This window comes from Martinezella dioscoreae, assembly GCF_009176305.1.
GTDB classification, from domain to species: Bacteria; Pseudomonadota; Alphaproteobacteria; order Rhizobiales; family Rhizobiaceae; genus Rhizobium; species Rhizobium dioscoreae.
The window spans coordinates 459,756-481,359 of sequence record NZ_BLAJ01000002.1 but is presented as its reverse complement, the minus strand read 5'-3'; the positions used below and the strand labels follow the sequence as shown (position 1 = coordinate 481,359).

The window sequence follows — 21,604 nt, the reverse complement described above, 5'->3', positions numbered from 1 at the left end:
CATCATCCCGCCCCATGAGTGGACAGAATCGATTTGCTCCCCCATCAAGTGGGCAGCAAACAATCAGACGTAGCGACCTGTTGCGGCAGCTCCGGCGGGCCGGACTGCGCCGTTTGACGACCATTGTCGCACCTGCCGGATATGGCAAGACCTCTCTTGCCGTTCAATGGTACGAGCTGTTGAAGGAGGATGGTGTCAAGCTCTGCTGGGTGTCGCTCGATGCCGAACATACCAATCAGGAAGCCTTTCTGCTCGCGTTGATCGATGCCCTGCAGACGCTGCTTCATGAGGATGGCGCGGATGCCGGCAACCTGCCTGCGGCGGCATTGCTTTCCGTGCTGGCGACGCGCCTGCGCAAGATCGAGGGGCCGCTCGTCGCCTTTCTCGACGACTATCATTTCGCTCAGACGGATGCGACCGAGGCGCTGATGGCGAAGATCCTCGCCGACCTCTCGCTCGAACACGTCAAGCTGGTGCTGGTCAGCCGCAGCCCGCCGCGCTTTCCGCTCTCCGCATTGCGGTTGCGTGGTGAGTTCAAACAGTTCGGTGTTGCCGAGCTTGGCTTTACCGATGCCGAAGCGGGAGAGCTTTTCGCCGGTAAGGGCACTCATCTGACAGAGGAACAGGTGGGTTCCTTCAATCGCCGGACCGAAGGCTGGGCGGTCGCGCTGCAGATGGTGAGTCTGCTCGTATCGGAATCGGAGGAGAGCGACAGCATTCTGGCTTCGTTCGATGGCGGCGGTGCTGACATGGGCTCTTACCTGTCGGAGCAGGTGTTCGCACATCTGCCTGAAGACATACGTGAGTTTCTCATCGGCACGGCCGCCCTTCCGGCCTTCAATCATTCGTTGCTTGAAGCCGTGCTGGAAAGCAGAGAGCAGGCGGATCTCAGCGAGAGGCTGGCTGACTACGCACTCCCGGTCACACTGCTGGCAGGCCCCGGCAACTGGATGCGGTTTCATCCGGTCTTCAACGAGTTCCTGAAGAAGACCGCCAGCCGCAGGGGTATCGATGCCAATCTTGCGCTCAATCGTGCCGCCCACTGGTTTGAGGCGCAGGGCGACATAGATCGGGCCGTGCATCATGCGCTTGCGGCGGGCGACGCCAATCTTGCCGCGCGCATCGTCGAAACAGCCGGCGGCTGGCGGCGTGTCTATGCCACCACCCGCGGCGGCGCGACGCTCTTTCAGGCCTTGAGCGGACGCGCCTCGGAAATCGATCTCGTCCGCTTTCCGCTTGCAACACTTGGGCTCTCGATCTTCAACGCCAAGGCGGCGCAGCTTGCTGCGGCCAATCATTATCTTGTCATCGCCGAACGGGCCGCTGCTGCAGACCCGACCTTGGCAAAGGACCTGCGCGTCGTGCGTATCCTTCTGGCGCTTTATACGGATCACTGGGCGACGGCGGCCGATCTTTCCGCACTTGAAGATGATTTGCGGCAGCCGGATGGAATGGAGCTCATTCATCGGGCGCTGGCCCTCAACATGCTTTCCTACAATTTCCTGATCCGCAGCGAGCTTGACCGGGCATTGCACTACGGGCATCTGGCCATTCGCGCCTTTCGCGACGGTGGCGCCGATTTCGGCGCCATGCACCTTTATACCCATATCGGCCAGGCCTTCTTTCTCTCCGGTGATTGTGCGAGCGCTCTGTCGGCCTACGAAGAGCTGATCTGCGAAGCGCAGACCAATATCGGTCCGGGCAGCGATCTCGATGCCGTCGGCCAGGTGTTGAAGGCCGAGGTTCTGTCGATGCGCGGCGAGGTGGAGCCAGCAGCGGAGATGCTCGGATGGGCGCTGCCTCACCTTGAGCTTCATGATACCTGGTTTGACCTTCTGGCTGCGGGCTTCATGGCCGAGCAACGGATCCTGCGCATGCGCGAGGATTTGCTTTCCGCCCATGCAGCGATGGATCGCATTCGCGCCGTGGCACGGCGGCGCGGCTTCGATCGGCTGACGCGATTGATTGACGGTGAACGTGCCATGCTGCTCATGGCATCGGGCGATCTCGATCAGGCAATCCGGCATGCCGAGGCCAACGGCTTCGGCATGCAGGCAATCGTTTCAGATCGCGCCAATGCGCTGGCCATCCATCTGCGCGGAGCCACGCCGGCGATCTTCTGGACACGCGCCTATCTGGCTCTTGGTGAGAAGGTTAAGGCGCGCGAGGTCTTTGATCAGTTCAGGATGGGTCAGTCGCAACGTCCGCATGTCCCGCGCGCGATCGAGCTTGCTCTCATCGAAATAGGGATCCTTCTTGCGGAAGGCCGCGCGGATCTCGCCGCCGCCAGCCTTTCCGATCTCGTGTTGACGACCCCCCTCGACGACTACCGGGCGCTGCTTCATCTCGATCACTCCGCGGGACTGGGCGAGCTTCGCGCACTCGCCAATCATCCAACTGTCGCAAACGTTCCTCGAAAGCGTCTCCAGTCTCTGCTCATGAGTGGTGAGACGGTGCACGAACCTGCCGCCGATGATGGCGGCTATGCCTTCACCGGCCGGGAACGCATGGTGTTGGAGCTGTTGAGTTCTGGGCTTTCCAATAAGGAAATCGGCCGGAATCTGGCCTTGTCCGACAATACGATCAAGTTTCACCTGCGCAATATCTTTGCCAAGCTCAATGTCTCGACGCGGACTGCGGCCGTGACGGCAGCGCGTCAAAAGGGCATGCTCGATCGCTGACCTACCCGTTCGGGTAGGTTTTGAGGCGCCCGCCCACCCATCGGGAAGGCTATCGACGGACGAAAAAACACCTAATCTGCACGCGTGCGAATATAATAATGAGGGGAAGATTCGTGATCGTCGTCGATCCGGTGACGCAAGAGATTATCGAGGGCAAGCTGGCAGCCACCGTCGACGAGATGGGCGTGGTCATGGCCAGGACCTCGATGAGCCCGGTGATCTATGAAGTGCTTGATTTCGCCTGCGGTCTCCTCACCCGTGACGGTGAACTCGTGGCGCAGATGAACGGCATCACCCTGTTCACCGGCACCTTCGGCACGCAGGTCAAATCGCTGATCGCGCTCTACGGCGATGATCTGGAAGATGGCGACATCCTGCTTACGAACGATCCCTATTCCGGCGGCACGCATGCCTGCGATTTCGCCATCGTCAAGCCGATCTTCTTCGGTGGCCGGATATTGGCCTATGCCATCAATGTCGCCCATTATCTCGATGTCGGTGGCTCGGTTCCAGGTTCTCTTGCGCCGAACGCCACCTCTGTCTTCCAAGAGGGACTGAGGTTGCCGGGCGTCAAAGTGGTGCGCAGCGATCGCTTCTCGGGCGAAGTCCTGCGCATCATCCGCGAGAATGTTCGTCTGCCCGAAGTCGCGATCGGCGACCTCACGGCTCAGGTGGCGACCGTCCGTGTTGCTGCGCGCCGGATGGGCGAGCTTGCGCACAAATATGGCACCGATGTCGTCGAAACCGCGTTTAATCACCTCCTGTCGGTCAGCGAGAAGCAGGCGCGCGCCGCCATAGCCGCATTGCCGGACGGGATCTATGAGGCGGAAGATATCATTGACGGCGATGGCGTCACTACCGATCCTATTTCGGTCAAGGTTGCCGTCACGATTTCCGGAGATCGCCTGACGGCGGATTTCACCGGTTGCCCGCCAGCCGTCGCAGGCCCGATCAATTGTGCGGCGGGCGCGCTGCAGTCGGCGGTGCGCACCATCTTCAAGGCGCTGGTCGCACCACAGGCACCCTCCAATGAGGGCTGGTTCCGGCCGCTCTCCGTCATTGCGCCGAAAGGTTCGGTTTTTACCGCCGAGAAGCCTTCTCCGACGGGCTGGTATTATGAGGGTTCGGTGCATGCTTCCGAACTCGTCTGGAAGGCCCTTGCAAAGCTTATGCCGGAGCGCTTTTCCGCCGGTTCCTATACAAGCCTCTGCGTCCTCTATGTTTCCGGCAAGGACGAGGCGGGGCAGCCATTCATCCATATCGAGCCGCAACACGGCGGCTGGGGCGCGAGCAGGGACGGCGATGGCGCCAATGCGCTGATCGCGCTTACCGATGGCGATACCTACAATTACTCCGTCGAGGTCATCGAAGCGCGCTTTCCCTTGCTCGTGCGCCGTTATGGGCTGAACGTGGAAGGGGGATCGGGTGCGGGCCGCCGTCGCGGAGGTTTCGGTGTCATTCGCGATTATGAAATCCTCGGGGACGGTGCTTCCGCCTATTGCAGCTTTGGGCGAACGGATACGCCTCCCTGGGGAATAGAAGGTGGTAAATCCGGCAGCATCAATCTTCTGCAGCTGAAAGAGAGCGGCGGAAAGGTCCGTAATTTCGGCCGCGAACCGCATATCGAGCTGAAGCGCGGCGATCTCGTGCGGATCATTACAGGCGGCGGCGGTGGCTGGGGTGACCCGGGTGCTCGCGAACGGGAACAGGTCCGCCGCGATGTCGAAGATGGCTATATCACCAGCGAGATGGCGCGCAGCCTCTATGGATATGAAGAGGGTATGGCGTCATGATCAGACTGGCGACGGATGTAGGCGGTACCTTTACGGACCTCGTCGGTTATGATGAGCGCACGGGCGAGATCTTTACCGCCAAGAGCCTGACGACCGTTCACGACCAATCCGAAGGTGTGCTTGCGGCAATCGAGCTTGCCGAGAAGAAGGACGGGCTTTCGGCGCGCGACGTGATTTTCTTTGCGCATGGCGGGACAACCGTCATCAACGCGATTACGGAGCGAAAGGGCGTCCGCACGGCGCTCGTGACGACCGCCGGCTTTCGCGACGTCTTGGAAATCGGCCGCGGCAATCGCCCCGATCTCTACAATCTCCAGTTCAAGAGCCCGGAAGCCTTTGTGCCGCGCAGCCTGCGCTTCGAGGTGCGCGAACGCATGGATGCCAAAGGCCGGGTGCTGACGCCCATCGAGCTTGGCGATATCGAGCCGATCGTCCGTGAATGCCGCGCTCGCAAGGTCGAGGCGGTCGCCGTCGTCTTCCTCCACAGCTATGCCAATCCCGAGCATGAGATCGTCTGTGCCAAGGCGATCGCCGAAGCGCTGCCGGATGTCACGGTTTGCGCCAGCCACGAGGTTTCCCGTCAATGGCGGGAATATGAGCGTTCCAATACGGCCGTGCTTAACGCTTATGTGCAGCCGATCATCAAGCGCTATTTTGCGCGGCTTGAAAGCGCGCTGACCGAGCGTGATCTCACCTGCCCCTATTATGCCATGCAGTCGAACGGCGGCATCTCCACCTTCGATCAAGCACAGACGAGCCCGCTGACATTGGTCGAATCCGGGCCGGCCGGCGGTGTGGCGGGTGCCGCGCGTATCGGCACCGTGCTTGGCGAATCCGAAGTGCTGTCGCTCGACGTCGGTGGCACGACGGCGAAATGCTCGCTGATCCACGATAGCCGCCCGACGCTTGACAGCGAATACAAGCTCGAGCACACCCGCATCGCACCCGGCTATCCGGTGCAGGTGCCGGTGGTCGATATCGTCGAAATCGGTGCCGGCGGCGGCTCGATTGCCCGCATCGATGAGCGCGGAGCGCTCTGCGTCGGCCCGGAAAGTGCTGGCTCGACACCCGGGCCTGCCTGCTATGGCCGTGGCGGCGACAAGCCGACGCTATCCGATGCTTTGCTGACGCTTGGCATCTTCGATCCGGCAAGCTTCGCGGGCGGCCAGATGCAGCTCGATAAGTCCAAGGCTACGGCGGCAATCGCGACGGTTGCCAAGCCGATGGAGCTATCGGTCGAGGATGCGGCGCTCGCGATCGTCGAGATTGCGCATGCGTCGATGATCAATGCGTTGAAGCTGGTAACCGTCCAGCGCGGACACGATCCGCGCGATGCCGCTTTTGTCATTTCCGGGGGCGCGGGGCCGGCGCTTGCCGCCCGCCTCGGGCGTGATCTCGGTGTGAAGATGACAGTCGTGCCGCCGCATCCCGGCATCTTTTCGGCCTGGGGAATGCTGGCGGCGGAGCCACGGGCCGATTTCCGCAGCACGTGGTTCTCGCCCCTTGGTCCTGAAGCCGTCAGCAATCTGAAGCGTCGTTTCGACGAGCTGAAGCGTGAGGCAGTCAGATATTTCTCCAAAGGCGATGCGGCTGAGATACGCTACGCCTGCCGCGTCGAAGCTCGGTATCGCGGACAGGAGCACGGCGTCTTCGCCCCCTTCGAAATGGAAGACGATGCTGAAAGCTTTGCGGAACGCTTCCATGCCGCGCATGAGCGCGCCTATACCTTCTGCCTGCCCGCTTCGCCGGTGGAGATTACCATGATCCATCTGGAGGCTGTGCTCCACGGCCCGGTCATTGCCATTCCGAAACTCGATCGCACCGGGCGGTCGCTGGATGCAGCCCTCAAGGGTCGTCGCGAGGTCTATTTCGGCGGGACGACCGGTTGGGTGTCCTGCCCGGTCTACGAGCGCATGCGACTGCCGTCTTCCGAGAGAATTGCCGGCCCTCTCATCATCGAGGAGGCAACCGCGACATCGCTGGTTGTTGCCGGACAGGAACTGGAAGTGAGCGAGGAGGGCTTGCTGCTCATCCGCGAACGCGATGGGGGAAGCGTCTAGCATGGCGATAGCGATCGGTCTCGACCATATCGTCAGAAATTACGGGCCGACGCGTGCCGTCGACGACGTGACGCTCGACATCAGGGCAGGGGAGTTCTTTACGCTGCTCGGCTCGTCCGGTTGCGGCAAGAGTTCTCTGCTGAAGCTGATCGGCGGCTTCGACAAGCCCACCTCGGGCCGTGTGCTTTTCGATGGAAGGGACGTGGCAGATGTTCCGGCCAACCGCCGGCCGGTGAATACCGTTTTCCAGTCGCTCGGGCTCTTTCCGCATATGAATGTCGCCCAGAATGTCGGCTATGGGCTGAAGTTGCGCGGGTTGGCCGGAGCCGCCCTGAAAAGCAAGGTCGATGGCGCACTGGACCTCGTCGAACTTTCGGGTTTTGCGGATCGCGACGTCAATCTCCTCTCAGGCGGCCAGCGCCAGCGCGTTGCGCTGGCTCGCGCGCTCGTCATGGAACCGGGCATTCTTCTGCTCGACGAACCTCTGACCGGGCTTGACGAGCGGTTGCGCCAGCAGATGCGCGACGAATTCGGCCGCCTTCACAAGCGTACCGGTGCGACCTTTATCCTGGTTACCCACAATCAGGACGAGGCGCTCAGCCTTTCCGATCGGATGGCTGTCATGCACAAGGGGCGGATCGAGCAGACCGATGTGCCGTCGCGCTTCTTCGAGGCACCGGCCAATGCCTTCGTTGCCCGTTTTGTCGGCATCGATACGCTCCTCAGGCCCGAAAGCATTTCGGTTTCAGGCGGCAGGGCTCTCGTTACGGTTGCGGGACAGCGCATCGGTGCGAGCTTTTCCGGAGCGGCGCCTCCGTCCGATGCGCTTGTCGCAATCCGCCCGGACCGAATTGAGCTGATCCCGGCTGCCGAAGAGCCGGGCGAAATAATTGAACTTAAGGTTGTCGAAAGCATCTATCGCGGACTCAGCCATGACGTTACGCTCGCTTTCGCCGACAGCCAGCGCGTGGTGTTAACGACTAGCGCGGACGCGACTCCGCCCTTGCCGGGCGAAAGCGTGCGCGTGTGTCTAAAGCCGGGTGCTGCGCTCCTGATCGACCGTTCCGGAATACCGGCTCTGGCTGGAGGCGATGAGTAGAACCCGAATAGCTGACACAAGCGAAAAATGAGGGAAGGGAATGACACGATGAACAAGAGCAATAATCTCGTCTCCTCCGCCTTGAGGAGTAACATGCAGCGCCGTGACATGCTCAAGCTGATGGGCGCGGGTGCAGCCGCACTCACCGTTGGCGGGCTTTCTGCAACGAGTGCCATGGCCGATGATGCTGCGGTTGCATTCTGGGGCACCGCCACGCTCGATATCGGCGACAAATGGCAGGAGTTTACTCGCCAAAGTGGCGTTTCGCCCGAGTTTACCGATAACGGCAACGATGTCGGGCCGGTGGTCGCGCGCCTTGCTGCCGGCAATGCCAACGATCTCTTCGATGTCGGCGGCTTTCAGGGCGGCGCCGAGCGCGAGCTTGCCAAGCAGGGTCTGATTGCCCCCTGGGACGTCTCCAAGATCTCGAATTTCGCCGGCATCTGGCAATGGGCCAAGGATATCCCGACCTTGACCTATGAGGGCAAGCAGTACGGCATTCCCACCGTCGTCAACGCCGACTCCATCATCTACCGCCCCGACAAGCTCGGCAAGGTCGACAGCTATGGTGTCATCTTCGATCCTAAGTTGAAGGGTCGTGTCGCGATGGAAGATGCGTGGATCAACAGTGCCATCTTCACCGCCATCTATCTGAAGGAAGCCGAGAACAAGCCGATCAAGGAGCCGGGCAACCTGACGGAATCCGAGCTCGGTCTCGTCATGGAGTTCCTGATCAAGCACAAGAAGGATGGCCAGTTCCGCACCTTCTGGAATGGCTGGGAACAGGGCGTGCAGCTGGTGGCGAACGAGGAGGTCGACGCCATGACCGGCTGGGAGCCGATCGTCTATGAGGGCCGCAAGCGCGGGCTTCAGGTGGAGTATGCAGCTCCCGTCGAAGGCTACGAAGGCTGGGGCAACAATACGGTATTGCTGAAGGGCGCCACGGAGCGCGGCAAGGCCGACGTCGCCCATAAGTTCGTCGATGGCCTGCTTGCCGGCCTCTACGGTTGCGAGCTCGGCAAGGCGCGTGGCTATCTCGTGCCGACCGACAACAACCTCGCCTACGCCAAGGCCCATCCGGATGAATATAAGGCCGATGACGTCGCCAAGCTCGCCGATCATGTGAAGGCCAAGTTCTCCGGAAAGGTCTACTGGCAGAATTGCCGCCCGGACAATTTCCAACTCTACGAGGAGTGGTGGCAGAAGCTGCGCAACGCCTGATTTAACACGATGGATCGGGGCTGGCACATCTGTCGAAGGACAGGTCGGCCCCGAGCCAACGGTATCCACGCCGAGAGAAAGGAGAGGGTTAGACCATGAAGACACCAGTTCTATTGCTTGCTGCTCCGCTTGCGGCGATCCTCGTGCTCGGCCTTGCGCCGCTCGTTCTCGTTATCGTGTGGAGCTTCTGCGCCTGGGATTCCGCCACCTATTGGATCAAGCCGGAATTCAGCCTCGCCGCTTACGGCGCCATTCTGGAGGCCGGGCGGTGGAGCGTGTTCCTGTCCACCCTTGGCAAGGCGTTCCTGGCATCAGCTATCTGCCTCATCATCGCCTATCCCACCGCCTATGCGATGTATTTCCTGGCTGGCCGCACCCTGTCTGTCGTGCTTGCGGCCCTGCTTACCATCCCGTTTTTCACGTCCTATCTCATTCGTTCCTTCTCCTGGCGGCTGCTGCTCGGCCGTACCGGTGTCATCAACACGCTCCTTCAGCAGGCTGGCATCACCGATGCGCCGCTCGACTGGCTGCTGTTCAGCAATTTCGCTGTCATCGTCGGGCTGGTCGCCTCCTATCTGCCGTTCGCGACCTTCCCCATCCTGCTTTCCATGCGCCGCGTCGATACGATCGCGCTTGCGGCCTCGCGCGATCTCGGCGCTGGGTTCTGGACGATGGTCCGCACCGTCCTGCTGCCGCTGACCTATTCCGGCGTCTTCGCTGGCTTCCTGTTCGTCTTCGTCATGGTTGCCGGCTCCTCGACGGAGGTGCAGATGCTCGGCGGTGCCGGCGCTTCAATCGTCTCGGTGATGATCAACGACGTCATGCGCGTCGCCAATTTTCCGCTCGCCTTTGCGATTTCGACTCTGATGCTCGTCATCGTCTTTGGGCTGGTGCTGATCGGGGATGCCCTGTTCGGCCTCTCCTCGCTATTCGAGGAGCGAGGCCAATGATCGTCAGGGAAGGAGCAACCCCGCGCATCGTCATCTGGACGCTGACCATCTTCGGTCTCATCGTGATCTATGCGCCGCCGCTTTATTTGCTCGGTGTCTCGTTCAGCCCGGCGCTGCAGCCGGGGCTGCCGCATTTCTCGGACATTACCCCGAAATGGTACCTCGCACTCGGCTCGGAAAGCGCGCCCATCGCCGCGCTCGGCCAGTCGATCGTTATTGCGTTTGCGACGGCCGTCATTGCGACGCTGCTGTCGCTCGGCGCGGTGCTGGCGCATCGCGAGCTTCATCGCGGGCGCAGCCTCTGGTTCCTGACAGTGCTGCTGCCGATGTTCGTCCCAGGCGTCATCCAGGGGCTGGCGCTTTCGACCGTGATCAGCCGCGCCGGCGTGAAGGCATCGGCTTTGACTGTCATTGCCGGCCATCTTTTATGGGCAATGCCCTTCGCCTTTATCGTCATCCTGACGAGCTTTGCCGCGGTCAAGCGGACCTACCTGATGGCGGCGGACGATCTCGGTGCCGGACGCTTCCGGCAGTTCTGGGATATTACCCTGCCATTGATCCGGCCCGGCCTCGTCAGCGCCTTCATCTTTTCGTTCCTGCTGTCCCTTAACGAATTCACGCGCGCCTTCTATCTGGCAGGCCGCCAGAACACCTTGCCGGTCGTGCTGTTCGGCAAGATGAATGCCGGCGCGTCGCCGACGATCTATGCGATGTCGGGCGCAATCTTCCTTGTTTCCAGCGTCTGCGTGGTGGCCGTGGCACTGCGTTCGCTGCTCATGCAACGCCGAGTGGGGTGATCGATATGCAAATAGGACTGACAAATCGCAAGTTCCGCCCGCCCTTAGACCTCCATCAACGGGAGTACAGAGGATGAAACAAGAGTCGAAACTGATGGCGCTGATCCGCGCGGGAAAGAGGCAGGAGGCGCTTGACATGGTCGAGCGGCTGAAGGCAGCGACGCAATTGCCGCCCACGTCTATCAAGGTGGATCGGACGGGTGCCGTCACCTATTACAAAGGAAACTGCCGTTTCGTGAGAAACATCCAGGGCGGCTGGGATCTGGTGCCGAAGAAAAAGTAGATGTCTGCTATTGATCTGGGCATCGAAAAGGCTGGCGCTGTCGAAGGTGCGGCGCGGGCGAGAAGCAGCGGCTGGAAAGGAAAGATTTCCATCGACTGCAAACGGAAGGTCATGGTGCTAATATTCTATCTGGCAAGTTTTTCATGCTCAGGATTTTGCCAAGGCTGATTATTCTCAGTGAAATAATGATTTGGTTAAGTATTCGATATCTTTAAGATATAAATAATATTAGAAAATATCTTATTTAGAAATATAAAATTAACGTCCGAAGCCTAAGGTCTCCTCGACTGTCATCGCGCAGATGAAGGTCGATTGAAGGAGACAGGACCATGTATCGTGTTTCTCATTTCAACAGGGAGAAAGAGGGCGCCGCAGCAGTCGAATTCGCTCTCATCGCGCCGCTTTTTTTCCTTCTGCTTCTCACGCTGGTTGCCTTTGCCATCTATCTTACCGCCGCTCATTCGCTGCAGCAATTGACGGCCGACGCTGCTCGCACGGCAATCGCCGGGTTGTCGGCGGACGAGCGAAGCCAGCTGGTTCAAAGCTTCGTCACCAATTCGACGATCAACGACGCTTTCATCGACAAGAGCAAGTTGACGATAACCGTCGCCACCGACCCGACCAATGTCAATCAATTCACGGTCAGCGCCAGCTATGACGCGTCGGCTCTTCCGATCTGGAACCTCTATACCTTTGCGATGCCGGATCAAACCATCCGCCGCTATTCGACCATCCGGCTCGGAGGTCTCTGATGCAGCGGCTTCTCGGTCGGCTCGCTTCTCTGCGGGACAGGCGAGGAAACGTCGCCATCACGACTGCGCTCGTCTCGCCCCTCATCCTCTATTGCCTTGGCCTCGGCATCGATTACGGCATGATGACGCTGCAGCAACGGCGCCTGCAGCAATTGAGCGACATCGGCGCGATATCGGCTGCTTCCGATATCGCAAATGCGCGGACTGCGCTTCTGAACAATCTCCAGAGCAATGGCACGACCGCGGCAGTTGCCTCCGGCAGCAACTATATGACGAGCAACGGGCTCGTCACCGCAGCTGCGGCCAACTCCGGTCAATATGAGACCATGGCCAATCTGGTCCTCGGCACCTACACGGCAGATACATCGATCCCCCTTGCAAACCGCTTCTCTTCCACGGGAACCTCGCCGTATGATTCCGTCAAGGTGACATTGACCCAAAAGGCGGTGATGCCTTTCGCTTCCGCCTTTGCCACGCCGCCGACCTTGAGCGCGACGGGCACCGCGTCCAGCGAGCGTCTGGCTGCCTTTTCGGTGGGATCGCGGCTTGCGAGCCTCAATGGCGGTATTCTGAACCAGCTCCTTGGCACGTTGCTAGGAACGCAAATCTCTCTGAAAGTCGCCGATTATCAGTCGCTTGTCAGCGCGAATGTCAATCTTCTGAGCTTTCTCAATCTGCTGGCTACGGATCTCAAGCTTACTGGCGTGAGCTATAACGAGCTTCTGGCAACTGACGTCACCTATGACAAGATTCTCGGCGCTCTTGGCAAGTCGACCAATCTTTCGACCGGAGTCGTGACCCTCATCAACAATCTCGGCAAGACGCTCGGCACAACGAAGCTGACCGTCAAGCTGCAGGATATCGTGAATCTCGGTCCGTTGGGGAGCAATGTCGTCGGCACCTCCCCCAATCTGACGGCCACCATGAACGTGCTGGATTTGATCTCGGCGACCGCAATGGCTGCCAACCAGCAAAGACAGATCGCGATCGATCTCGGGGCCGCTCTGCCAGGCGTCGCGACCGCGAAGCTGACGCTGGCGATCGGGGAAATGTCCCAGCAGACGCCGGCCCTTGCCGTGGGCGCTCCGGGCACGATCGTTCGTACGCCGCAAGTCCGTGCCGCGCTCGAAGTCGCCGTCACCGGCCTGTCGCTGATCGCCGGGTTGAAGCTCAGGGTTCCCCTCTATATCGAGCTTGCTCCCGCGGAAGCCAAGCTTGCCTCGATCACCTGTGTCGGCGGTTCCATGCCAAACGCGGTCGTCGGGATAGACGCCGTGCCCGGTGTTGCCGAGGTAGATCTTGGTGACGTCAATACGTCTGCTTTCGTAAACTTCGGCTCTGAGCCGCGGGTAACGCCGGCTGCGATCATCGATTCCCTTCTTCTCAAAGTGATTGCGAGTGCGCAGGTCGATATCGCTAATATGAGCCCGACACGATTGAACTTTCAGCCTTCGGAGATTTCGGCAGGTACGATCAAGACGGTTTCCACCAGTACTGTCCTGACGTCCACGGTCTCGTCGCTTCTGAAAAACGCGACGATCACCATCCAATTGCTCATCTTGACCATTGGAACGCCGTCGGGGGTGCTTTCAGCCGTTGCCGATACGCTGTCAGTCGTGACCGCGCCCCTCGATCAGGTTCTGTACGGCCTACTCGGCCTCCTCGGTCTTGGTATCGGGCAAGCCGATGTGAGCGTTACCGACGCAAGATGCACGCAGCCTGTGCTGGTACAGTAACGGCTTCGCAGCGCCTATGGTCGAGCCGCACGCTCTAAATACAGTTGTGCCTCGAACGAGGAGTTGGATTGCCAACCGATCGGATCAGGAATTCGTACCCGGCAGGCTGTAGGCCTGCTGGAAATAACGCCTGAAGGCAAGCATGGGCTGGCTGAACTCGACATTGGCTCGCCACGCGAGCCCCACATCCATAGGCGGAACCGGATCTTGGATGTTCACGGTCTCGATGCGCCTTCCCTCAAGCGACCAGGGGCGGTGCACCATGTCCGACAAAATAGCGACGCCGAGGCCGTTCGCCACCATCGATCTGACGGCTTCGATCGAACTGGTCCGCAGGAGCACCTTTGGTTGATAGGGGCTTCGGCTCCAGTAGCGCAGCGAAGAATGTGCCGCCTCATCGACCGTCAGCATGATGTAGGGTTCCTCGGCGATTTCACGCAGACCGATGCCGTCGCGACGTTGCAGCTCGTGGCCGGCCGGCAGCCAGAGACGCCTGACCGAACTCAGAAGCGTCTCGGTCATCAGCATCGGATTGAGGATGTTCGAGGTCAGCAAGACCGAAATGTCGTAGCGGTTGGTCAGCAAGCCTTCCTCGATTGACTCGCGATTGACCTCGTAGAGCTGGATTTTCAGCTTCGGATAGAGACGGCGGATACGCTCGATATGCATCGGCAGGAAATAGCCGATAACGGTATAGGTCGCGGCAACGACGAGCTCGCCTTCGATGTCGCTGCTGACGAGGTTGAGATGGGTCGCCTCGTCGACTTTGGCCAGAATTTCATAGGCATGGGACAGGAATTGCCGGCCTGCCGTGGTTAGATCCATACCCTGTGGCGTGCGGTTGAACAGAGAGACGCCGACGGTAAGTTCGAGATCCTTGATCGCCGCAGTGACGGCAGATTGGGAGATCGACAGGCTGACGGCCGCGTGCGAGATTTGTCCATATTCCGCCGTCGCGACGAAGTAGCGAAGCTGCCGCAGGCTCAAGCTCATGATGTTCTTCCTATCTATTTATCTGAAAACATCTACTGCGATTCAGATTTCATGGATCTAAAACGAGCTGATTTTCGACAAAAGCGTGCGCAATTTTAATATGTAATTGATATTGCAAGATATTTCATGACGCAATTTTAAGCATAGATATCAGTTTATCAGATATCATGCCTTTGAAAATTGTATTTTTCAAAGGCGGCCTTTGCCTCTAGCGTTCAAATATCGGTCCCGGTTGGGGCGCAGGTGCGAGGGAAGGCATTTGAAAGAAGTTGTCGATATCAATTGCGACATGGGGGAGGCCTTCGGCCGATGGCGGATCGGCGATGCGCATGACGAGGAGCTTATCTCACTCATCAGTTCGGCCAATATTGCCACCGGGTTTCACGCCGGCGATCCCAATCTCATGGACGAGACCGTGCGGCTGGCAGCCGCCCACGGCGTCGGCGTCGGTGCTCATCCCGGCTACAATGACCTCCAGGGCTTCGGGCGGCGCAAGATCAACGGTACCAGCCGCGAGATCGTCAACGATCTGATCTATCAGGTCGGTGCGCTGCGCGAGTTTGCCAGACGCTATGGCGTGCCCGTGCAGCATGTGAAGCCGCATGGCGCTCTCTATATGGAATTGGCGGCGAACGCCGATCTCTCGCAGATATTCATACAATATATGCGCACCGTGGCGCCGAACATGTTCGTCTTCTGCATGGACGGGTCGGCCACTTGCCTTGCTGCTGAGGAGGCGGGCCAGCCTGTCGTGCGTGAGTTCTACGCCGATCGCGATTATGGCGATACGGGCTGGATCGTCTTTACCAGGGATGTCGGTCGCCCAGATCCCAGGGCAATTGCCCGCAAGGTCGTGAGAGCCTGCACCGAAGGCGTCGTGCGGACCGTCAACGGTGCGGATATTCCGATCACTTTCGATTCCATCTGTTTTCATTCCGATACTTTGGGTGCGCTCGATATCGTGCGCCACATGCGAGAAGCGCTCATTGCCGAGGGTATCAGGATTGCACCCGTTTCACAGATTTTGAACAGCGACGCAGCGCGGAGGTCCCATGAGCAAGCTTGAGATCAGATCACCCCTTCCGGGAACCTTCTATCGGGCTTCCTCCCCGGACACGCCTCCCTTCAAGGTCGATGGCGACGCCGTTGTGGCCAGCGATACGATCGGTCTCATCGAGGTCATGAAAACCTTCCAGCAGATCCCTGCTGGGCTCGATGGCAAGAACATCACCTTTCTCGTCGATAATGAAGAGCCCATCATGGCCGGCCAGATCATAGCGGAGGTGGATCCATGACCATCCGCTCGGTCCTCATTGCCAATCGCGGCGAGATCGCCGTCAGGATCATAAAGGCCGCCAAAGCGCTCGGCATACGCACCGTGCAGGTTCATAGTGCCGCTGATGCCGACATGCTGGCGGTCAAGCTTGCGGACGAGGCAATCGATATCGGCTCGCCGGCCCCGAAGAGATCCTACCTGAACATCGAAGCCATCGTTTCGGCGGCGCGGTCGGCGGGCGTGGATGCCATTCATCCGGGCTATGGGTTTCTGTCCGAAAACGGAGATTTCGCCGATGCCGTCGAGGCGGCGGGCATGATCTTCATTGGACCGAGCGGCGAAGCCATCCGGCTGCTCGGCGACAAGGTGGCAGCACGGGCGATTGCGAAGCGGGCGGGTGTTCCGACGGTGCCGGGAAGTGATGGTCGCGTGGCGGATATCGCGGCTGCAGAAGCGATTGCCGAACGCATCGGCTTTCCCGTCATGATCAAGGCGGCCGCCGGCGGAGGTGGACGTGGTATCCGCATCGTCCAGTCGCTTACCGAACTCAGGGAACAGTTTCCGCTCGCCTCGGCGGAGGCGGCGGCCGCTTTCGGCGATGGCGGCCTCTACATGGAGAAGGTCATCACCCGCGCCCGCCACATCGAGGTGCAGATTTTCGGCGATGGACGGAATTTCGTCCATTGTTTCGAACGTGAGTGCTCGCTGCAACGTCGCCGTCAGAAGGTGTGGGAGGAAGCGCAGGCCTCCACGCTGCCCGATGACATCAGGCAGCGCCTTTGCGCCAGCGCCGTCGCCCTTGCGGCGGAAGTCGGTTATCGCGGCGCAGGCACGGTCGAATATCTCTACGACGAGGATACCAGGCAGTTCTATTTCATCGAAGTGAATACCCGCATCCAGGTCGAACATCCGGTGACCGAAATGATTACCGGCATCGATCTGGTGCAGGAGATGTTCAAGGTGGCCGGCGGTGCTTCCTTGTCACTGACGCAATCCGATATCCGGACGCGCGGTCACGCCATAGAGTGCCGGATCAATGCCGAAGACTCGGCCAGAGGCTTTCTGCCGGCGCCCGGCACTGTGACGCGGCTCTCGATTCCGGAAGGCGAAGGCATCCGCTTCGATACAATGCTCTACGCCGGCTATACCGTGCCGCCCTTCTACGATTCCCTGCTTGGCAAGCTCATCGTCTGGGCCGAGGATCGCGATGCCTGCCTCGACAGGTTGGCCGGCGCTCTTTCCAATCTGACGATCGAAGGCTTGCCGACGACGATCCCTCTGCATCTCGCGCTCGCGCGTGATCCTTCCGTGCGCAAGGGCGCATTCTATACGCGTTTTCTCGAAACCTGGCTGGAGACCGATTTTGCCGCGGTTGACGGCGTATCGGCGGAGGTTGCCTGATGCCTGCTCGCTTTACGTTCGGAGGTGACGAGCATCTCTTCGTCGAATGCAGCGACGAGATGTCCCTCGAAGCCTTCTTCAAGAGCCTGTCTATGGCCAAGGGGGTGCGCGAGAGCGCCATCAAAGGTGTCACCGAAATTTGCCCTGCCAACGCCTCCTTTCAGATCAAGTTCGATCCCGACATAATCAAGCCGGACGATCTCCTGCGCGAGGTCAAGGCGATCGAGGGTACTGCCGAAAAGGCCGACCCCGTCATTACCACCCGCATCGTCGAAATCCCTGTTTTCTACAATGATCCCTGGACGCATGAGACGCTGATGCGCTTCCGCGAGCGGCATCAGGAGCCGACGGGGACCGATCTCGACTACGCTGCCAGGATCAATGGCTATGATGCGGTCGAGGACTTCATTTCGGCTCATGCCGGCTCGCCCTGGTTCGTTTCGATGGTCGGCTTCGTTGCCGGCCTGCCGTTCATGTATCAGATGGTGGAGCGGCAGCGGCAGATCGAGGTGCCGAAATATCTGCGCCCGCGAACCGACACGCCACGGTTGACGGTGGGACACGGCGGCTGCTTCGGCTGCATCTATTCGGTGCGCGGGGCCGGCGGCTATCAGATGTTCGGCATCACGCCGATGCCGATCTTCGACCCCAAGCAAACGACGAGCTATCTCCGCGATTTCATGGTGTTCTTCCGTCCGGGCGACATCGTGAAGTTCCGGCCGATCGAGCGCGACGGATACGACCAGGCGGTCGAGGATGTCGACAGAGGCCGCTTCGCGCCGCCGATCCGCGACGTCAGTTTCGATCTCAGGCAATACCAGGCCGATATAGACGGCTACAATGCCAAGCTGGAGGGCGCGCTGCATGGCCATTAAGGTTCTTCATCACGGCCTTTCCACCACGATTCAGGATCTCGGACGGCCCGGCTATTTCCATCTCGGCATTCCCATCGGCGGCGCTATGGATCGTTACGCCATGCGGGCGGCAAATCTTCTCGTCGGCAATGATGAGGGTGCGGCCGGGCTTGAAGCCGTCTTCATGGGGCCTAAGCTCGAATTTCTCGACGATGCGCTGATTGCGGTTACCGGCGCCGACATGCCCGTCAGGATCGACGGCGAGCTCCAACCGGGATGGACGGCACTCAGGGTCAGGGCAGGGCAGACCGTAAGCTTCGACTTTCTGAGGTCCGGGGCGCGGATCTGCATTGCGGTGTCGGGCGGCATCGATGTTCCCGAAGCGCTAGGCAGCCGGTCGACCTATGTGATCGGCGCTCTCGGCGGCCTGAATGGTAAGGCTATCGCTGCCGGAGATGAGCTTCCCGTTGGCTCCGGTTCCATGAAGAACGAGGGGCTATCCATTGCCGAGGAGCTGCGCCGCAAGCCCGGTACACCGGCGGAGCTCCGGGTTCTGCCGGGGCTCTATTGGGATCGGTTGACAGAGCAGACGAAGAGCAACTTCTTTGCCGACCAATGGAAGGTTGCGCCGGAGGCCGATCGCATGGGGTATCGCTTCCGCGGCGGCCGCAAGCTCGAATTCGTCGAGCGCAAGCAGCCTTTCGGTGCAGGCTCGGATCCGTCGAATATCGTTGACAGCTGCTATCCATATGGCTCGATCCAGGTGCCGGGCGGAACGGAGCCGATCATCCTGCATCGCGATGCCGTCTCCGGCGGCGGCTATTTCATGCTGGGAACGGTGATCTCCGCCGACATGGATCTGATCGCGCAACTGCAGCCGCATATGCCGACGCAATTCGTGGAGGTCACCATGGATCAGGCGCTGGCGGCCCGGGCGGGCCGGCAAGCATTGCTTGCGCGCCTTCGTGCTGCTCTGGCGTAAGGGATCAAGCGGATGGCTGCCCCTTCGATCCCGCGTTTCCGGCACAGATGGAATAGGTCAAAGCCCCCCTGCATCTCACTCGAGAACGCGGGTAAGATAAGCGGCCGTCACGCCGGGACCGGGGATGATCGCGACGATCTTCATTTGCGCGATCGTGCGGTCGACGGAGGCTTCGAGATGGTTTTCCATCATCGCCGCCGCCGCCTTGACAGCACCTCGCAGCAGCAATTCCGCGATCAGGCGGAGCTCCGTAATGATGGCGGGATCGCCGGGCAGGCCGAGGCGCCGCAGCAATCGCTCCGTCGCCGTGACGGGCAGCAGGTTATTGCGGATGGATTCCTTCAGCCGCTCGTTCGGCGTCGCAAGGATGCAGATGTCGATGAAGTCGGCATGGATAGCTTCCAGCGCCGCAAGATGATCCGCCGGTTCGTGCCGTTCGAGATCGGAAAGGCGCAGAAACAAATCGTTCAACCGCTCCCGGTCGACGCGGCTGGCTCCCGCGACCAGCGCCTGCGGCTCCAGCATGCCGCGCAGGCCGTAATGATCCTTGATCATCTGCGCCGTCAGCGGGCCGGCGATCCAATGGGACGACTGGTTCTTGCGCACGAGGCCACGCTCGCGCAGGCGCGTCAGCACATCGCGGACGACGGTGCGGCTGACGTTGAAATGGTCGGCGAGCTCGATCTCGATGATGCGGTACTGGCCGAAGACGACGCAGCCGGCGACATCGGCCTCGACAGTATTGTAGATGCGTTCCCAGGAGGCGCGGCTCTGCAAGGCTTCGTCTGCGTGGCGCGGGATGGTCAGGCCGAGGGTCTTGATATCGGTGCGCTTCGGCTCGATGCCCTGGCCGGCGGGACCGACGAGATAGCCGCGTCCGTTAAAGCGATGTACCAGCCCTTCGCTCTCCAGCGTCTGCAGCGCCCTTTGCACGGGCGCGCGCGAAATCTGCAGGATATCGGCGATCGGCCCTTCGAGCAGCACCACGCCCTGCGGCAGCGTGTTGTCCTCGATATTGCCACGCAGAACATCCTCGGCGATCTCGTAGCGCTTTTGCGCATTGGGGCGCGCACGGTTTTCGGTCATCTGATGCAATGGACTCACGTCGTTCTGATGCCTCACTCTTACGCGTTTTGTAATTCTAACATAGCGCAAAAATAAATGACTATTGAATACAAAATATGTTTTTCGCGCGAGCGCGGTGAATCTCTTTTTGCTGGTTGTTGACCCATAGCGCCGCGATCGGCGCTATTTTCTGAATGTTATCCGGATGCGGCACGTCACGCTTTGGCGCCCGTAATGGCTGCTTTATTGCCAACTTTACGCGGAGGCGAGGGTGTTCGCCAGCGTCGCCGCCTTCCGCCGGTCGTCCTCGTTTAACTTGTGTTTCTGGGTTCGGCATTTTCACGAAAAAGTCTATTGAATACAAAAATCATTTATGTAATGCTCTCAACATCAAGGCGCTCGTCAGAAGCGCCGCAGGTGGAACTCTTTGAAACGCCAAGGAACATCTCTTTGACGCGCATGTGATCATGCGCGAACGCAGGCAGACGTCTGAAGGTCCGGATACTTGTGATCCGGGCGAAGGCGGAGCTCTGCCCGAAGGATGGTCCTTGCCTTGAAACTGGTGGGAATTCGGTGTCGACCGTTCTTCAGCTTAGTCAAGTCACCAAGTCCTATGGCGCGGCGCCCGCGCTGGACAGGATAGATTTCTCTTTGCCCGACAATGCGTATATCTCGCTGCTAGGCCCCAGCGGCTCCGGCAAGACGACACTGCTGCGCGTCATTGCCGGCTTCGAGGAGCCGGATGCCGGCTCGATCCTCTTCCATGGCAAACGGCTCGATGGCGTCGAGCCGCATGATCGCGGCATCGGCTTCGTCTTTCAGAACTTCGCTCTGTTTCCGCATCTTTCCGTTGCCGAGAACGTTGCCTTCGGCCTGCGCAATCGCAGGGTCGATCCGGTGACGGATGCGCGCATCCTGGCAAAGCGCGTTCAGGACATGCTGTCGCTGGTCGGTCTCAAGGGATTTGACGACCGCGCCGTGACGCAGATTTCAGGTGGTCAGCGCCAGCGCGTCGCCCTGGCACGTACACTGGTGACGGAGCCGAAGATGGTGCTGCTGGACGAACCGCTCGGTGCGCTTGACGCCAATCTGCGCGGCCGTATGCGCAGCGAGCTCAAGATCATCCGCGAGCGCTGCGGCGTAACCTTCCTGCATGTTACGGGCAGCGAGAGCGAAGCTTTGGCGATGGGAGATCTCGTGCTCGTGCTCGATCGCGGCCGCATCGCGCAGGCCGCCGCCTCGGATGTGGTCTACAACAGCCCGGCAACGGCCTCGGTCGCCCGCTTTCTCAATTGCTACAATCTCTTTGCCGGCAATGTCGTCGAGGATGCTTTCGTCGGACCGGCCGGCTGCTTCCCTCTGAATGGGTCGCGCCGAAAAGCGCCGCAGCCGGCTTATGCGATCCGCTACGACCGCGTTTCGATCCGCTCCCGCGATGCGGTGCTCTCGGATGACGAAGTGCGCATCGAGGCGGATTTCATCGCCAGCGAATATTCCGGTGCGGCGGTCAACTCCTTCTTTGCGCTCGATGGCGGCCACGTCTTCGAGGTCGAATCTCATCTGAGCCATGCCCGCCCGCCCGCCTTTGTCGAAAAGGATCGCTATGCGCTCGTCTGGAAGAAGGAGGATGCCCTTGTCTTCGGCTGATGTGACTTTTTCCA

Annotated in this window: 19 protein-coding genes; 17 read left to right on the top strand and 2 right to left on the bottom strand. The window is 60.1% G+C overall.

Going from position 1 to position 21,604, the window contains the following annotated elements:
- Window positions 1-113: 113 nt before the first annotated feature.
- The 11 genes from GDN47_RS08850 (at window position 114) to GDN47_RS08805 (ending at window position 13,372) form a co-directional block, all read left to right on the top strand.
- Window positions 114-2,681: a winged helix-turn-helix domain-containing protein gene (locus tag GDN47_RS08850; protein ID WP_233789822.1), complete on the top strand. Its 2,568-nt coding sequence runs from the start codon at window positions 114-116 to the stop codon at window positions 2,679-2,681.
- Window positions 2,682-2,779: 98 nt separating this feature from the next.
- Window positions 2,780-4,474, top strand: a complete 1,695-nt coding sequence (locus GDN47_RS08845) for a hydantoinase B/oxoprolinase family protein (protein WP_152093085.1) — start codon at window positions 2,780-2,782, stop codon at window positions 4,472-4,474.
- Complete coding sequence (locus GDN47_RS08840; RefSeq protein ID WP_152093084.1) at window positions 4,471-6,534, top strand: hydantoinase/oxoprolinase family protein; 2,064 nt, start codon at window positions 4,471-4,473, stop codon at window positions 6,532-6,534. The genes GDN47_RS08845 and GDN47_RS08840 overlap by 4 nt, the downstream gene beginning before the upstream one ends.
- A gap of 1 nt (window position 6,535) precedes the next feature.
- Complete coding sequence (locus tag GDN47_RS08835) at window positions 6,536-7,633, top strand: ABC transporter ATP-binding protein (protein ID WP_095437254.1); 1,098 nt, start codon at window positions 6,536-6,538, stop codon at window positions 7,631-7,633.
- A gap of 48 nt (window positions 7,634-7,681) precedes the next feature.
- Window positions 7,682-8,854, top strand: a complete 1,173-nt coding sequence (locus tag GDN47_RS08830) for an ABC transporter substrate-binding protein (RefSeq protein WP_095437255.1) — start codon at window positions 7,682-7,684, stop codon at window positions 8,852-8,854.
- Between the two features lie 95 nt (window positions 8,855-8,949).
- Window positions 8,950-9,804 (top strand): ABC transporter permease, encoded by an 855-nt coding sequence (locus GDN47_RS08825; protein WP_113409443.1) that lies wholly within the window; start codon window positions 8,950-8,952, stop codon window positions 9,802-9,804.
- A complete protein-coding gene (locus GDN47_RS08820; protein WP_152093083.1) occupies window positions 9,801-10,601 on the top strand; it encodes an ABC transporter permease in 801 nt (266 codons plus the stop codon). The genes GDN47_RS08825 and GDN47_RS08820 overlap by 4 nt, the downstream gene beginning before the upstream one ends.
- 73 nt (window positions 10,602-10,674) lie before the next feature.
- A complete protein-coding gene (locus tag GDN47_RS08815) occupies window positions 10,675-10,884 on the top strand; it encodes a hypothetical protein (RefSeq protein WP_095437258.1) in 210 nt (69 codons plus the stop codon).
- Complete coding sequence (locus tag GDN47_RS31940; protein ID WP_173002471.1) at window positions 10,885-11,052, top strand: hypothetical protein; 168 nt, start codon at window positions 10,885-10,887, stop codon at window positions 11,050-11,052. It abuts the gene before it with no gap.
- Window positions 11,053-11,213: 161 nt separating this feature from the next.
- The gene (locus GDN47_RS08810; protein WP_113329452.1) at window positions 11,214-11,636 is read left to right on the top strand and encodes a TadE/TadG family type IV pilus assembly protein; all 423 of its coding nucleotides are present in this window, start codon (window positions 11,214-11,216) and stop codon (window positions 11,634-11,636) included.
- Complete coding sequence (locus GDN47_RS08805; protein ID WP_152093082.1) at window positions 11,636-13,372, top strand: pilus assembly protein TadG-related protein; 1,737 nt, start codon at window positions 11,636-11,638, stop codon at window positions 13,370-13,372. Before GDN47_RS08810 ends, GDN47_RS08805 begins: the two co-directional genes overlap by 1 nt.
- Before the next feature lie 84 nt (window positions 13,373-13,456).
- Here the strand turns inward: GDN47_RS08805 and GDN47_RS08800 are convergent, their stop codons facing one another.
- The gene (locus GDN47_RS08800) at window positions 13,457-14,365 is read right to left on the bottom strand and encodes a LysR family transcriptional regulator (protein WP_113329450.1); all 909 of its coding nucleotides are present in this window, start codon (window positions 14,363-14,365) and stop codon (window positions 13,457-13,459) included.
- 259 nt (window positions 14,366-14,624) lie between these two features.
- Here GDN47_RS08800 and GDN47_RS08795 point away from each other — a divergent pair, with 259 nt between their 5' ends.
- From GDN47_RS08795 to GDN47_RS08775, 5 genes are read left to right on the top strand one after another with little or no spacing between them, the layout of a single operon-like run.
- Window positions 14,625-15,431, top strand: coding sequence for a 5-oxoprolinase subunit PxpA (locus GDN47_RS08795; protein WP_152093081.1), 807 nt, complete (start codon window positions 14,625-14,627; stop codon window positions 15,429-15,431).
- Window positions 15,418-15,660 carry an acetyl-CoA carboxylase gene (locus GDN47_RS08790; RefSeq protein ID WP_152093080.1) on the top strand — a complete coding sequence of 81 codons (243 nt, stop codon included), beginning with the start codon at window positions 15,418-15,420 and terminating at the stop codon, window positions 15,658-15,660. Before GDN47_RS08795 ends, GDN47_RS08790 begins: the two co-directional genes overlap by 14 nt.
- The gene (locus GDN47_RS08785; RefSeq protein WP_152093079.1) at window positions 15,657-17,042 is read left to right on the top strand and encodes an acetyl-CoA carboxylase biotin carboxylase subunit; all 1,386 of its coding nucleotides are present in this window, start codon (window positions 15,657-15,659) and stop codon (window positions 17,040-17,042) included. Before GDN47_RS08790 ends, GDN47_RS08785 begins: the two co-directional genes overlap by 4 nt.
- Entirely contained in the window at window positions 17,042-17,917 is an 876-nt protein-coding gene (locus GDN47_RS08780; RefSeq protein WP_152093078.1) for a 5-oxoprolinase subunit B family protein, read from the top strand. Before GDN47_RS08785 ends, GDN47_RS08780 begins: the two co-directional genes overlap by 1 nt.
- Window positions 17,907-18,878 (top strand): 5-oxoprolinase subunit C family protein, encoded by a 972-nt coding sequence (locus tag GDN47_RS08775; protein ID WP_152093077.1) that lies wholly within the window; start codon window positions 17,907-17,909, stop codon window positions 18,876-18,878. The genes GDN47_RS08780 and GDN47_RS08775 overlap by 11 nt, the downstream gene beginning before the upstream one ends.
- 75 nt (window positions 18,879-18,953) lie before the next feature.
- Here GDN47_RS08775 and GDN47_RS08770 read toward each other — a convergent pair whose 3' ends face one another.
- Window positions 18,954-19,964, bottom strand: a complete 1,011-nt coding sequence (locus tag GDN47_RS08770; protein ID WP_112721749.1) for a GntR family transcriptional regulator — start codon at window positions 19,962-19,964, stop codon at window positions 18,954-18,956.
- 552 nt (window positions 19,965-20,516) lie between these two features.
- Between GDN47_RS08770 and GDN47_RS08765 the strand changes: the two genes are divergently transcribed.
- Complete coding sequence (locus tag GDN47_RS08765; protein ID WP_152093076.1) at window positions 20,517-21,590, top strand: ABC transporter ATP-binding protein; 1,074 nt, start codon at window positions 20,517-20,519, stop codon at window positions 21,588-21,590.
- Window positions 21,591-21,604 lie beyond the last annotated feature (14 nt).

Excerpts from the sequence above, each read along its gene's own strand:
- GDN47_RS08770 (WP_112721749.1), bottom strand. The coding sequence starts at position 19,964 with ATGACCGAAAACCGTGCGCGCCCCAATGCGCAAAAGCGCTACGAGATC.
- GDN47_RS08815 (WP_095437258.1), top strand. The coding sequence starts at position 10,675 with ATGAAACAAGAGTCGAAACTGATGGCGCTGATCCGCGCGGGAAAGAGG.
- GDN47_RS08800 (WP_113329450.1), bottom strand. The coding sequence starts at position 14,365 with ATGAGCTTGAGCCTGCGGCAGCTTCGCTACTTCGTCGCGACGGCGGAA.
- GDN47_RS08820 (WP_152093083.1), top strand. The coding sequence starts at position 9,801 with ATGATCGTCAGGGAAGGAGCAACCCCGCGCATCGTCATCTGGACGCTG.
- GDN47_RS08825 (WP_113409443.1), top strand. The coding sequence starts at position 8,950 with ATGAAGACACCAGTTCTATTGCTTGCTGCTCCGCTTGCGGCGATCCTC.
- GDN47_RS08845 (WP_152093085.1), top strand. The coding sequence starts at position 2,780 with ATGAGGGGAAGATTCGTGATCGTCGTCGATCCGGTGACGCAAGAGATT.
- GDN47_RS08830 (WP_095437255.1), top strand. The coding sequence starts at position 7,682 with ATGAACAAGAGCAATAATCTCGTCTCCTCCGCCTTGAGGAGTAACATG.
- GDN47_RS08790 (WP_152093080.1), top strand. The coding sequence starts at position 15,418 with ATGAGCAAGCTTGAGATCAGATCACCCCTTCCGGGAACCTTCTATCGG.
- GDN47_RS08805 (WP_152093082.1), top strand. The coding sequence starts at position 11,636 with ATGCAGCGGCTTCTCGGTCGGCTCGCTTCTCTGCGGGACAGGCGAGGA.
- GDN47_RS31940 (WP_173002471.1), top strand. The coding sequence starts at position 10,885 with ATGTCTGCTATTGATCTGGGCATCGAAAAGGCTGGCGCTGTCGAAGGT.
- GDN47_RS08835 (WP_095437254.1), top strand. The coding sequence starts at position 6,536 with ATGGCGATAGCGATCGGTCTCGACCATATCGTCAGAAATTACGGGCCG.
- GDN47_RS08810 (WP_113329452.1), top strand. The coding sequence starts at position 11,214 with ATGTATCGTGTTTCTCATTTCAACAGGGAGAAAGAGGGCGCCGCAGCA.
- GDN47_RS08840 (WP_152093084.1), top strand. The coding sequence starts at position 4,471 with ATGATCAGACTGGCGACGGATGTAGGCGGTACCTTTACGGACCTCGTC.
- GDN47_RS08785 (WP_152093079.1), top strand. The coding sequence starts at position 15,657 with ATGACCATCCGCTCGGTCCTCATTGCCAATCGCGGCGAGATCGCCGTC.
- GDN47_RS08775 (WP_152093077.1), top strand. The coding sequence starts at position 17,907 with ATGGCCATTAAGGTTCTTCATCACGGCCTTTCCACCACGATTCAGGAT.
- GDN47_RS08780 (WP_152093078.1), top strand. The coding sequence starts at position 17,042 with ATGCCTGCTCGCTTTACGTTCGGAGGTGACGAGCATCTCTTCGTCGAA.